This window comes from Sutcliffiella halmapala, from assembly GCF_002019665.1.
Classification (GTDB): domain Bacteria; phylum Bacillota; class Bacilli; order Bacillales; family Bacillaceae_I; genus Sutcliffiella_A; species Sutcliffiella_A halmapala.
The window spans coordinates 1,146,781-1,159,941 of sequence record NZ_KV917375.1; the positions used below are offsets into that span (position 1 = coordinate 1,146,781).

The window sequence follows — 13,161 nt, forward strand, 5'->3', positions numbered from 1 at the left end:
TTTCTATGGTTTTACCCTGAAAATACAGTGGCGTCTTTTAACACCCTGATGATCTCCGTACTAGGTGTTCGCTTTCCGCGGGCTCCTTTCGATTCGAATTTTTAGAAGGGGTCTCACTCCTTGCCCTACAGTAAACAGGGCTTTGTCTATAAAAAAGAGCCTAAATCTGAGAGATTTAGGCTCTTTTTTCCGTTTTTATTTATTCTTATTATTTTCTTCGTCATCTTCTGTAGTAATTGCCACTTCATCATATCCTGATTTCATATAAGAAGAATCCTCGATAGGGTCAACTTCATCGATATCATCTTGGGTTATGTCTGCTTGTTCTTCGATTGTTTCATCAAGATGTGTTTCTTCCTCTACAGTAAACTGACTTACTTCTTCTTGTAACTCTGTTGCAATGTCAGAGAGAGAGAGTGCAGCTTCGTTCACTTGTTCGATTGCAAGGATTTGGTGTTCACTTGATGCACTTACTTGTTCAGATGCCGCTGCAGCTTCTTCTGAGATATAATGAACTTCTGTTAACTTTTTCTCTAACATTATATTTGATTGTGTTACTTGCCCGATGGCTTCTTGAACATCATTTACTTTAAGATTGATTTCTAATACATTATGAGCAATCTTTTCAAAAGATGTTTTGGTTTGGTGTACAGAATTTTGTTGAAGCTCTCGATATTCATTAAATTGTAGCGCATCATTGGATAGTTTACTCATTTGACTACCCATTTCGGCAACTAGTTTCTTTATTGATAAAGCTTCATGTTTAGAACGTTCAGCTAGTTTACGAACTTCTTGGGCTACTACTGCAAAGCCGCGACCAGCTTCTCCAGCACGAGCAGATTCTATAGCCGCATTCAGTGCTAATAAATCAGTATTTTCAGCGATTTCTTGAATTGTTGCTACGATAGAATGAATTTGCTGTGATTGCTTAGTTGCTTGTTGAACTCGTTCTGTTAAATGATTGGCAAGCTGCAAGAATTGTTCGGATGATTGGTGTAGATCTTGGACAACTGTTAATCCTTCATCTCCTACGACCTTGGCACCATCAGCCTGTGTTTTAATCTCTTTACTAAAACGATCTGTCTTTTCTACAGCTTCTTTTACATGGAAAAGTATTTCCGTACTTTCATCTAAATGCCGTGCTTGGTCACTGGATCCCATTGCTACTTGTTTAATTGCTTCATTGACTTCGGTCGATTGTGCTGTCGTTTCTTCGGAAATAGCTGCTAGGTTTTGAGAAGAGGAATGGAGCTTGTCGGTAGCTGCCATTACCTTTAATAAAGATACCTGCATTTTTTCAGCCATTGCATTAAATGTATGAGCAAGATCTGCCATCTCATCTTTCGTTGTAATAGGAACCCGATATGCAAAGTTTCCTTCGCCAATTTTAGAAGCGCCATCTTTTAGAGAACGAATAGAGATAGCTATTTTTTTATTTAGTAAATAACCAGTAATGCTTAAGAATAAAAGCAATAAAACACTAATAATAAGAGTCATTAGCATGATTGATTGTGATTTTGAGTTTAAGTCTTGTTGAAGCTCAGCTTGTAACGCTGTAACACTTGTTTCCACGTCATTTACACTTGTTTCGACTTCACTACTAATCTGTTCGAAATTACGGATGTATGTAACAGAAGCAGTATAGTTTTCATACAACTTTTCCATTGTTTCTTCGTATGGCTTAAGGCGATCTAAAATTCCTGTTTTTTGGGTATCTAAGAGATCAGTCTCTGCTAAAACAGTACGAAAGGTTTCGGTAGTTTTTTTGAAATCCCGATATCTAATTTCTTGTTTGGAAGCTAAATATTGCTGTTCGTAAAGGCGAAGATCTAATAAAACTGCATCTAATTCAGCAATATTGGCACCTTTTACATTAATAGTTAGATTTCGCATAGCATTGCTCATTTGTCCTTGAAGTCCATTTGATTCACTAAAACCAATTTCCGTATATAATTCTTCTACAGGCTGAAATTCGTTTAAATAATGAGTAGTGGACGTTTGTATTTCAGAAAATAAAGTAACTAAATCGTCATATTCTGAAAATTGACCTTGTAACTTTTCTGATTCTTCAACAATGCTTGTTAGGTTTTCTTTGATTTTTTCAGAGGTTTCAGAGCTTGGTATACGTAAAAATTCCTGCTCATTTTTCCTAGTGTCTGTAAAAGTAAACTTGATATCTTTACTTTTGCTGGCAGCTTCAAAGAGTGCTGCTTCTTGTTCCTTTGCACTTGATTGGGTAAAGTAAAATAAAAAATTAAAAAGCAATACAGTAATAAGTCCAAAAATTGCGGATAATAAAATAAATCTGACTCTGCCTCGAATTGTTTTCATGGTACCCCCCTAAATAAAAATATCTTTTCGGATTTTATATGTTTTATCAAAAATCAGATATTTTAAAGTAATTATAGACATAATACAACAAATTTCACAATATGATTTTGAAAGATTATGAAAATAAGAATGGAATTTCCTATTGCGCTGATACTATATTTAGCTATTATTAAGTTTGTGGAAAAGAAATTTGCAGAAATGAGTGAGAATATGAAATCCTTTTTACATAATAAGGGTATAACTCTATCACCTCGTGTGTATTTAATCGATGGCTTAGGCTATATGGCTTTAGGGTTATTTTCATCCTTGATTATTGGTTTGATTATTAAAACGATAGGGGACCAATTGGGCTTGACTTGGTTTACAGAGATGGGTGTGTTAGCAATGGGCTTAATGGGACCAGCTATTGGTGCTGCTGTTGCTTATGGATTAAAGGCACCACCACTCGTATTATTTTCAACCGTTATTGCTGGGGCTGCTGGGGCACAATTAGGTGGCCCTGCTGGGAGCTTTATAGCAGCATTATTTGCAGCTGAAATAGGTAAGATAGTTTCCAAAGAAACAAAAGTCGATATATTAGTCACTCCTTTTTTAACAATTACTACTGGATTTTTAGTTGCGAAATTTATTGGTCCAACAATTGACTATGGAATGACTAATCTTGGTGCATTAATAATGTGGGCAACAGATCAACAACCAATTGTTATGGGAGTACTTGTTGCTGTATTAATGGGGTGGGCACTAACAGCACCTATTTCAAGTGCTGCTATTGCATTGATGCTGGGGTTGGAAGGAATTGCTGCAGGTGCTGCCACCATAGGATGTGCTGCTCAGATGGTTGGCTTTGCTGTGAGTAGCTATCGAGAGAATAAAGTGTCAGGGTTATTAGCCATTGGAATTGGAACTTCTATGCTACAGGTACCAAACATAATAAAAAATCCGTTGATACTTATACCTCCGACTATTGCTGGAATCATATTTGCACCGATTGGCACGACCGTCTTCCAGATGACGAATGTTAAAGAGGGAGCAGGTATGGGAACAAGTGGCTTTGTTGGGCAGATTATGACATTTGCTTCTATGGGTTTTTCCGTATCTGTCTTGTTTAAAGTCTTGTTACTTCACATTATTGGTCCTGCTGTGGTAAGTTTAGCAATATCCGAATGGATGAGGAAGAAAGACTATATTAAATATGGTGATATGAAAATTAATACTGGAGGGTAAGTTAATTGGAAAAATTACAATCGTTAGAGCAATTTAATCAGCTAAAAGAAGATAAGGTGGTATTCATGTTTTCGGCAGATTGGTGCCCAGACTGCAGAGTAATTGAACCAGTTTTACCGGAAATTATGGAGAAATTTAGTGAATACACATTTATCTATGTGGACCGTGATGAGTATATTGATTTGTGTGCTGAATTAAGTGTATTTGGTATTCCGAGTTTTGTTGCTTTTAAAAACGGAGAAGAGGCTGGCCGCTTTGTAAGTAAGGATCGCAAAACACAAGAAGAGATTGAAGGATTTTTAGTATCATTAGGCTAATTGATTAGCTTACAAATAGAAAAAGGATGCTTGAAACGCAGCATCCTTTTTCTATTTAAATGTCTCTGTTAAACGCCGCTATTGATTTCCGCGAAAGTCTACGACTTTCGCGGAAATCAACAGCTAAGGTTAGTCAAAAAATCAATCATATACTTTAACAAAATTAATTAAATTACTAATCCTTTTTACTCGAAGTAGCAGTACCAGGCTCATTGATGAATAATTTTCCTTCTGCAAGGGCGCGTGTGACATTGCCAAATTCATCGGAAACTTTTACTTCAATTTCAGCTCCGCTAGCAACTACATTAGATGTTGCTGTCCAATAACCAACATATTTTCCAGGTGATTGTTCTAATAATGGAAGCTCTATTGCATTATAGAGGTCATTATTGTATAGATCTTTGGATGTATTGGTTAAAGGCATGCGAATCGAGAATGTGGCACGTAATCCAGGCTCACTGTTGAATTCGATTTTCACCGATTCACCAGCTTTTAAGTGCTTATCCTCTGTTGGTTTTAAGTTTTCAATGGTTGGAGCATCATATTTTGCAAATACTGTTACATCTTGGTTTGTGCTATTTCCGGCTTTGTCTTCGGCGATAACGCTAATGGTATTTTCGCCGTTATCAAGTAAAATCCGGTGAGAGAAAGCACCATCCACAACGGAAACCTTCGTACCATTAACTTTTACGAAGTCTAGATTCTCATCCGCTACTGTACCAGTTACAGTCGTTGTTTCACGATTTGTTTTCGAACCATTTTCTGGACTAGTAATAGCAAGCTCTGGAGCAGTTTGATCTAAGATGATCGTTACAGGCTCGGATTCATCAGTCGTACCGTTTTCTGTCGATGCTTTTGCTGTTAAGACGTTTTCTCCATCTACTAGACTAACGTCTACTGCAAATGTTCCTTCTTCAGTTGCAGTTGTGGTACTAATTTCTTCTCCATTATTTAATACATGCACCGTAGTGGTTGGAGCTGCATTTCCTTCTACTGTTACAGAATCTACATTTGTAAATGTGCCATCTGCTGGAGAAGTAATGGTTGGTGCGGTGACTTCAAAATTCACTCTTGCACGAATCATGTAGTTTCCTTCTGCTTCAGGAGATGGCGACCAAGCGCCTCCTACTAACTGCCAGTTTCTTCCGGAATTTGGTCCGTTTTCATCTGTTGCAAGTCCAGGAGTATTCGGGTTTGGATGAGACTGAATATAAACCATGTAGAAGTCTTGTTCTACAATGATTCCATGTTCAGAAAGGTCCACTTCCGTCCATTCTCCATTACGAAGTGCAGTTGCGTCGAATGGTCCTGCAAGTTTATTTCCAGGAGCACCGTCAGCGCCAGTTGCATCATATACTGCTACTTGGAAAGCTGTCCCCCCAGGTACTGGCCATTCCGTATCCCAGAAGCGGTATACTCCGCCAGTTACAAGTGCACTTTCTTGCCCGTCTGGTAGAGACATTTTCACTGCCCAACCATTTCCAGCATCAAAGAAGGCACGTGCATTTTCAGCTGTTCCATCATCATAACCTATTTCGCCAGGGTAGCCGATGAATGGACGTAGTTCAAGGTTTACTTCTGTTTCTTCGTTCGCTGAAATGGATACTTCCACATTTTCACTATAGAAGGATGGGGCCATAATTCTTAATGTATAATCTCCTTCATAAGCAGTGATGGAGAAGTTTCCATTTTCATCTGTTGTGACAGGTGTAACCGCGGCATCTTCTACTAGCAATAATGTAGCATTTGTTATTGGATCACCAGTTGCGCTGTTGTTTACTGTTCCAGAAAGTGTTCCTTGTGGAATTTCTTCTAGAACAAAGTTCGCAACTGCTTCGCCATCTACCGGAATTTCTACAGTTTGTTCAGCAGGGTAGTATCCATAGCTTTCTGCTTTTACTGTGAAAGAACCAGCAGCATGAAGTAATTCATATTGTCCATTTGCTGGGTTAGTATTAACTGTTCTGCCAGATTCTAAGACAGAGACTTGTGCATGTAAAGGAAGAATGTTTGGTTGTAATGAGTCTTTTTTTACATCTTCTTTTACTGGTGTTTTCATAGGGTGGATTTTATCAGGATTTACTTTTACCTCTTTAACTGCAACTGATTTCTCTGTTTGAACTCCAAGTTGAGCTGAGTTGGAAGCTGCTGCTTCTACATTCGACTCGTCAGAAAGCACGACATCATCTATATACCAACCAGGTCGAACAACACTGCCGTCAGTTGTTACATTAAACCCGATATAGATGCGTTCTCCAGCATATTCAGATAAGTCTACTTCTCTCGCTGTCCATTCTGTTGTAACGCCATCAAAACGTAGAAGCTGAGTCCAGTTTTCTTGATCAGATGAAACAAATACATGACCAAAATCATAGCGTGCTTCTAGGTTATGCCAATTCATAAATTGTAAATAAGCTGAACTATCAGCTGGCAAGTCGATAGGAGGCATTACTAAAGTCATATTTGCACTGTTCCCATAGTCACCTGAAAGATTAGTTGCATATACTTTTTCACCAGAATATGCTGCTCCTGGGCCGCTTGTTGGAACACCCCACTCCCATGAGTTTGCCGCTCCGAAAGAGTACCAACCAATTGGATCGGTTTCAAAGTCTTGAGAATAGCCTAGTGTTATTCCAGGTTGAACAGTAACTTCATAAGTATCTGAAGTTACTTCATTTCCGCCAAAGTCAACTATGTGCCAACGGTAAGAAACAGAAGGCTCGACAATATCTTCTCCCGGAATGGAAGCGCTAAATGTGGCATCATTATAAGTACCGGATGTTCGAGTAGCTTCAAGGTTTACCCATTCACCGGCTGCATCTGTATATTGAAGAGTGACAGATGCAATGCTTACATTATCTTGAACATCGATGCTAAGTGGTAAATTCATACCTGCATATGTTTCAGCAGGAGCCGTATGGTCAAATGTAGGTGGTTCGGAATCATCACCATCTCTTGCTACTTGACCTTTAATTTTTCCTAATCCAGAGATGATAGAAGATACCGCGTCATAAGCATTAACTAATCCATACCCATACCCATTGTTCGGTGATTCTGGGAAAGTAGAATCAGTTAATGGAGTTGCAGTAGTTGTTAAAATTTCTGCAATATCATCCACTGTTAAGGATGAGTTAACTTGTTTTAATAAAGCTGCGACTGCTGATACATGTGGACCAGCCATAGACGTTCCATTCCAACCGCCTTCATATCCGTTGCCAGGAACGGAAGAACGAATATTTACGCCTGGTGCTGAGATTTCCGGCTTTAATGTTCCATAAGGAGAGGGACCTTGTAAAGAAAAGCTAGCTAAACGCATGTTTATGTCCGTTGCACCTGTTGCGAAGGATTCTGGGTAGTTAGCTGGGTTAGCAACAGATCCGGGACCTCCTGGATTACCAGCACGTGTATTTCCAGCAGAGAATTCAGGGAAGATTTCTGCGGCACGCCATGCTTGCACCATTGGACGATACCATTCATCTAAACCAGGTCCTCCACCCCAAGAATTGTTAACTACATCTGGAGCCATTGCTGGATTTGGATTTCCGTTTGCATCTTTTGGTGCTAAAATCCACTCACCAGCTGCTAATAGGGCAGCATCTGTTCCACCAGCAGCAGTGAAAGCACGAACGGCAATCCATTTTGCACCTGGGGCTACACCAATTTGGTTTGCACCATTTGGTTCCGCACCAACCATTGTACCTGTCACATGTGTTCCATGACCATTGTCATCGTATGGAACAGATTGGTTAGCGGTTGCATCAAACCAGTTGTATTCATGGCTAGCATTATCAGGGTTATTTGGATCAAACCCACGATATTGTTCCTTTAAAGCAGGGTGGTTCCATTGAACACCTGTATCGATACTAGCGACAACTGTACCAGTACCATCGATGCCCATCTCCCAAACTTGAGGCACCCCGATTTGTTCAATATTCCACTCCACATTCTCCAAACCAGCAGCTGGTTTCTTCTCCTCAACAGCTAGGCCAGCACTGCTGGATTTAGTGGTTTGTACAGTTGGGTGGAGCTCGCGAGTTTCGTTCGGTAGAATTTTATCTACTTCCGGAAATTCAGCTAGTTTTTCCATTACCTCTTTCGTAGCTGTAACAGCCATTCCGTTTACGACGAAGAAAGATTGAATGTCCTTTGCATTTCCTGCTTCTACTTCCTTGTTAAGAAAACTTGTTACATTTGCTTGTGTTTCAATTGCAGTTGTTCTTAATTCAGAAACAATTGCATTTCTTTTCATTAGTTTTTCTTGATTCGCAGTAACAGATTTCGCTTCTGCAGCTTCAGAAGCTTCTTTTGCAACTGCCATGGTGTCTACCTGCTCCTTAAATTTAATAAGGAATGTAACTTTTTCCCCGTTTTTTGAAAACTGTTTGGTTAATCGTTCAGGAATTTTATTGGCCATAACCTCCTTCGATTCACCTAAAAAAGAAACCGAAGAGCCTTTACTCTGGGCACCTGCTTTGTTCGGAGTAAAGTTTGGCACAATCAAAAGTAAGCACATAATGATACTGAACAATCTTACTAAACTACGTTTTTTCCCCATTCAACATCCCCCTTAAAGTGGTATAACCGATACTTTGAACTTCCTCCTTTCATTAAAGTAAAAAGAGCTTGTTAGCTCATGGCAGAAGTCTAGCTATACCTTTGAACATGCACTAAAATATAGCTGGTTGTATGTAGGTGGTTCTCGTTGCCACTATTAGATTAATAAAGTGGGTAGAAGAAAAGTGTCGAAAAACAAAGAAAATAATCAGAATATTCAAAAGATGATCCCTTTGATGGAGATGGCTTTTTTTTGATAGGAAATTGGTTTAGGTAGGATAAAAAAACCAAAATGCATAAATGTTGGAAAAAATACCGGCAGCTATAAGGTTTTTGAACAAACTTTTCACTACTACTATTGGAGTGTGATCAATAGGTTATATTTACTATTTTCGTTAGAACTGGATGAAGGGAAAGAAAAACGAGAGTTTTCTACTAACCAAAGTATTCCTAGAAGAATAAAGCAATCATGTGTAAGTAGGATGAACTGGAAAGTTATTATGGAAAATGAGACTTATGTACCGGTATTTGATCTTTCAGGTATCTTTTTCCTATTTGAAGGAAAAAGTAGAGAAGGAAAAATAGATATGTAATATTGCAGGGCTCCCCCATTACACGTTGTCAGTTTTTGTTGTACAATAAAGGTTGACCAAAATGAGAAGGGAATGTTCCTCATGGAGAAAATGACTGTTCAGAAAATCAGAAGAATCTTGGAAGAAAAACTATCCCATCCAAATTGGATATTTACATATGATAGAGAGAAAGAATCACTTCGAGTGGAGGATAAGGAAACCAACAAAGGAATTAATATTGCCCTTCAAGGTGTCCTTGCAAAATATGAACTAGAAGATGACCAAAAAGCGATAGAAGAATACGTATACTATGTTAAAGAGGCATTAACTAGTATGAAAATGCCCATTAAATTAAACGGTGCCGAGCGTCATATTTACCCAGTTATTCGTTCAACTTCTTTTCCTACATCAAGTAATGATATACCATTAGTATTTGATGAACATACTGCTGAAACGCGTATTTATTACGCTGTTGACTTAGGGAAATCGTATAAGTTAATAGATGAAAAATTATTGGAAAAAGAGAATTTGCAAAAGAAAACTATAAAAGAGATGGCAATGTTTAATGTTCGCTCTTTACCTTCTAATGTAAAAGAAGATACGGTTGCAGGGAATACGTTTTATTTTGTTCGATCCAATGATGGATATGATGCAAGTAGAATATTGAATGAATCTTTTTTAGATACTTTTAAACATCGAATAACAGGTTCAATGACAGTGGCGGTTCCTCATCAAGATGTATTGATTATTGCTGACATTCAAAATGAGGTAGGGTATGATGTACTAGCTGAATTAACGATGAGCTTCTTCGTGAACGGCAAAATACCAATTACTGCTTTATCCTTCTTATATGAAGAAGGGGAACTTGAGCCAATCTTCATATTAGGGAAAAATAATAAATCATAAAGAATGAAAGGAAGATGAATCATGAATGTATTTTATAATAAAGAGGGAATTGGAGACACGCTCCTAATTTACATAAAAGATATTGAATTAAAAAATAGAGTAGCCAAAACATATGGCGATGTTACAAAGATTATTGACAGTGAAACAAACGAAGTTGCAGGTTTTAATTTATTTCAAGCGTCTAAATATATAGATGCCGAGTCATTTCAGGGGTTAGTTGATCTTACTGAAGGATTAGTTGCCAAAATTAATGCAGCATTTGAGAAAAACGGACTTGATGAGAGTCTTTCTCCCGATCTAAGTCCTAAGTTTGTTGTAGGACACATTGTGGAAAAGGATAAGCATCCAAACGCGGATAAATTAAGTGTTTGTAAAGTAGATGTTGGATCAGAAGTCCTGCAAATTGTATGTGGCGCTCCAAATGTAGACAAGGGTCAACATGTGGTCGTAGCAAAAGTAGGTGCTGTTATGCCAAGTGGTTTACTTATTAAAGATGCAGAATTACGTGGTGTCGCTTCTTCTGGAATGATTTGTTCAGCAAAAGAGCTTGATCTTCCAAATGCTCCGACAGAAAAAGGGATTTTAGTACTAGATTCTACTGAATATAATGCTGGAGAATCTTTTGTGAAGTAGTGGTAGCCTGACTCCTTATTTCGTTTCACTTTTCATGCCACTAGAATGATTCTAGTGGTATTTTTGCCTAAATGAATTTCTACACAATAAGTACGAAAGAGTGTGATAGATGTGAACTGGTTTAGAAAGCTGTTTGCTCAGCTAAATGACGATGTAGAGCAGGAAAGTATTGAGCAGAGTTATGCTGAGAAACCGGAACAAAAGAAGATGCAAGCGAAAGTTTCCTACCAATACCCTACAGGGAAATTTCGCTTTCCATTAAACTTGGATACAGACGAGGTAGAACAAAAACGCACTACCCACAGTCCGTCGGTGCGGCAGGCTAGAAACAGTGCAAAGACACCGACGCCGAATAAACAGCAGCGACAAGCTGAAGCTCCTACACCACCTAAAAAAGAAAGTAAACCAAAGATAAAGGTGGCGGAAAAGAAAAAAGAAGAGGTAAAGGTGAAAAACAAGAAGCCATTTCATCCAACAGAAGTGGTGTCTCCTGTATTCGGCTATAGCCTTCGTCCACCTGTCAAAAAACAAGAAGAAATTATTCCTGAAATTGAATTGGTCAGTATGGAAGAGGAGTATATTAATGTCCGTACAGAGACAGCAGTAACAATTGATACAATTGAAAAGACAGAGAGTGAAAAGGTTCAGAATTTTAGTAATGAACTTTTACATGAAGAAAAAGAAGAAGTAGCAGTAACCGTGTTGGAACATGAGGATGAAACTGAAACAATTAAGCAAGGTCTTGAGAGTCAAAGTCAAGTAACAGAAATGGTAATAGAGCATCTAAACGAGGAAACACTTGAATTTGAAGAGTCATATGCTTGTGATGAAAACGTACAGGTTCAACATATTGATGAAGATGAGTATCTTTCCGCATCAGTTGTGCCAGATGGGGTTATTGTCGAAGAAGAGGACATAGTCCCGGCAAGTGTAGAACAGTCAGAATCACAAAAAAGCAGCTCAGATGCTAAACCAAGTTTAGATTCAGATGTTACTAGACAGAAAGATTATAAGAAACAACATATTCCGTATAATGTGATTATGTTAAAACAAGACAAACGCACGTTAGAAAAAAGAAAACAAGTGGAAGAGCAACCAGTTCACTATGTGAAACCGCCAATTAGACTTTTAAATATTCCTCCTCAGCATTCAGAGAATGATCGAGAATGGGTAGAGGCGCAAAAGCAGCTACTGGATGAGACATTACATCATTTTCGAGTTGGAGCTAAGGTGGTAAAAGCAACGCAAGGACCATCTGTGACGCAATTTGAAGTTCAACCAGATCCAGGCGTGAAGGTTAACAAAATAACAAATTTAAGTGATGATATCAAACTTAGTTTATCTGCCAGAGATATTCGAATTGAAGCCCCTATTCCAGGGAAAAATACAATTGGAATAGAAGTACCAAATCGTGTTAGTAAATCAGTATTAATTAGGGAAATTATTAGACATCCATCATTCATACAGAATAGCTCACCTTTAACAGTTGCCTTAGGGTTAGATATTTCTGGTCAACCAGTAGTATTGGATCTTCAGAAAATGCCACATGGACTAATTGCTGGAGCAACAGGTTCTGGGAAAAGTGTCTGTGTAAACTCGATTATTATAAGTTTGCTCTATAAGAGTAATCCAGATGAAGTAAAGCTACTATTAGTTGATCCTAAGATGGTAGAGTTAACACCATATAACCATATTCCACACTTAGTATGCCCAGTCATTACTGATGTGAAGGCAGCAACAGCCGCATTAAAATGGGCAGTAGAGGAAATGGAAAGAAGATATGCATTATTTGTTCATGCAGGAGTCAGAGATATAGCTAAATATAACGAAGGTGCAACAAAGCATAATCAAGAAAAATTGCCGTATATGGTTATTATTATTGATGAGCTAGCAGATCTTATGATGGTTGCCCCAAGTGATGTCGAAGAGGCTATCTGCCGTATTGCACAAAAAGCAAGGGCTTGTGGAATGCACTTGCTTATTGCGACACAGAGACCATCTGTCGACGTAATTACTGGCTTAATCAAAGCGAATATCCCTACTCGTATCGCATTTTCAGTATCTTCCCAAGTAGACTCAAGAACTATTATTGATATTGGTGGTGCGGAAAGACTACTCGGAAAAGGTGATATGCTACTGCTCGAGAATGGCGCACCAAAACCAATACGAGTACAGGGGAACTTTGTCTCAGATGAGGAAATAGAACGAGCAGTTTCACATGTCAGAAAAGAACAGAAACCAACTTACTTATTCGAACAAACTGAGCTATTAAAAGAAAGCTCCATTCAAGAGGAAGATGAATTGTTCCTAGAGGCTTGTCAGTTTGTAATAGATCAAAATGTTGCGTCTACATCAAGCTTACAACGTAGATTTAGAATTGGATATAATCGAGCAGCGCGTCTAATGGAACTAATGGAAGACCAAGGTGTAATATCAGGTCCAAAAGGGAGCAAACCTCGAGATGTCTTGCTATCCGAAGAAGAGTTAGCTAATAGAAAAGACTAATGTTTTTACTACTTCAAAAAAGCAAAGGTTGTAAACGGATATAATCCTCTTATAATATAGATAATAGCTAATAAGAAAAGCGGAGCCGGCTCGTTCAGCTTCGAAAAGCATAAGACAGA

8 protein-coding genes are annotated in these 13,161 nt (G+C 38.4%); 6 read left to right on the forward strand and 2 right to left on the reverse strand.

The features are described from left to right. Positions 1 to 195: 195 nt before the first annotated feature. Positions 196 to 2,331: a methyl-accepting chemotaxis protein gene (locus BK580_RS05485; protein ID WP_078379358.1), complete on the reverse strand. Its 2,136-nt coding sequence runs from the start codon at positions 2,329 to 2,331 to the stop codon at positions 196 to 198. A gap of 210 nt (positions 2,332 to 2,541) precedes the next feature. Between BK580_RS05485 and BK580_RS05490 the strand changes: the two genes are divergently transcribed. Further along, positions 2,542 to 3,555 (forward strand): PTS sugar transporter subunit IIC, encoded by a 1,014-nt coding sequence (locus BK580_RS05490; RefSeq protein WP_078382653.1) that lies wholly within the window; start codon positions 2,542 to 2,544, stop codon positions 3,553 to 3,555. A 5-nt stretch (positions 3,556 to 3,560) separates the two neighbouring features. Further along, entirely contained in the window at positions 3,561 to 3,872 is a 312-nt protein-coding gene (locus BK580_RS05495) for a thioredoxin family protein (RefSeq protein WP_078379359.1), read from the forward strand. A gap of 175 nt (positions 3,873 to 4,047) precedes the next feature. Here BK580_RS05495 and BK580_RS05500 read toward each other — a convergent pair whose 3' ends face one another. After that, complete coding sequence (locus BK580_RS05500; protein ID WP_078379360.1) at positions 4,048 to 8,427, reverse strand: S8 family peptidase; 4,380 nt, start codon at positions 8,425 to 8,427, stop codon at positions 4,048 to 4,050. Positions 8,428 to 8,791: 364 nt separating this feature from the next. Between BK580_RS05500 and BK580_RS05505 the strand changes: the two genes are divergently transcribed. The 4 genes from BK580_RS05505 to BK580_RS05520 all read left to right on the forward strand — a co-directional run bounded on the left by BK580_RS05505 (position 8,792) and on the right by BK580_RS05520 (position 13,042). Continuing rightward, entirely contained in the window at positions 8,792 to 9,019 is a 228-nt protein-coding gene (locus BK580_RS05505) for a hypothetical protein (protein ID WP_078379361.1), read from the forward strand. A gap of 81 nt (positions 9,020 to 9,100) precedes the next feature. Beyond that, positions 9,101 to 9,904 carry a DUF1444 domain-containing protein gene (locus BK580_RS05510; protein ID WP_408055237.1) on the forward strand — a complete coding sequence of 268 codons (804 nt, stop codon included), beginning with the start codon at positions 9,101 to 9,103 and terminating at the stop codon, positions 9,902 to 9,904. A gap of 21 nt (positions 9,905 to 9,925) precedes the next feature. Beyond that, positions 9,926 to 10,537 (forward strand): YtpR family tRNA-binding protein, encoded by a 612-nt coding sequence (gene ytpR, locus BK580_RS05515; RefSeq protein WP_078379362.1) that lies wholly within the window; start codon positions 9,926 to 9,928, stop codon positions 10,535 to 10,537. A gap of 111 nt (positions 10,538 to 10,648) precedes the next feature. After that, complete coding sequence (locus BK580_RS05520) at positions 10,649 to 13,042, forward strand: DNA translocase FtsK (protein WP_235863997.1); 2,394 nt, start codon at positions 10,649 to 10,651, stop codon at positions 13,040 to 13,042. Positions 13,043 to 13,161 lie beyond the last annotated feature (119 nt).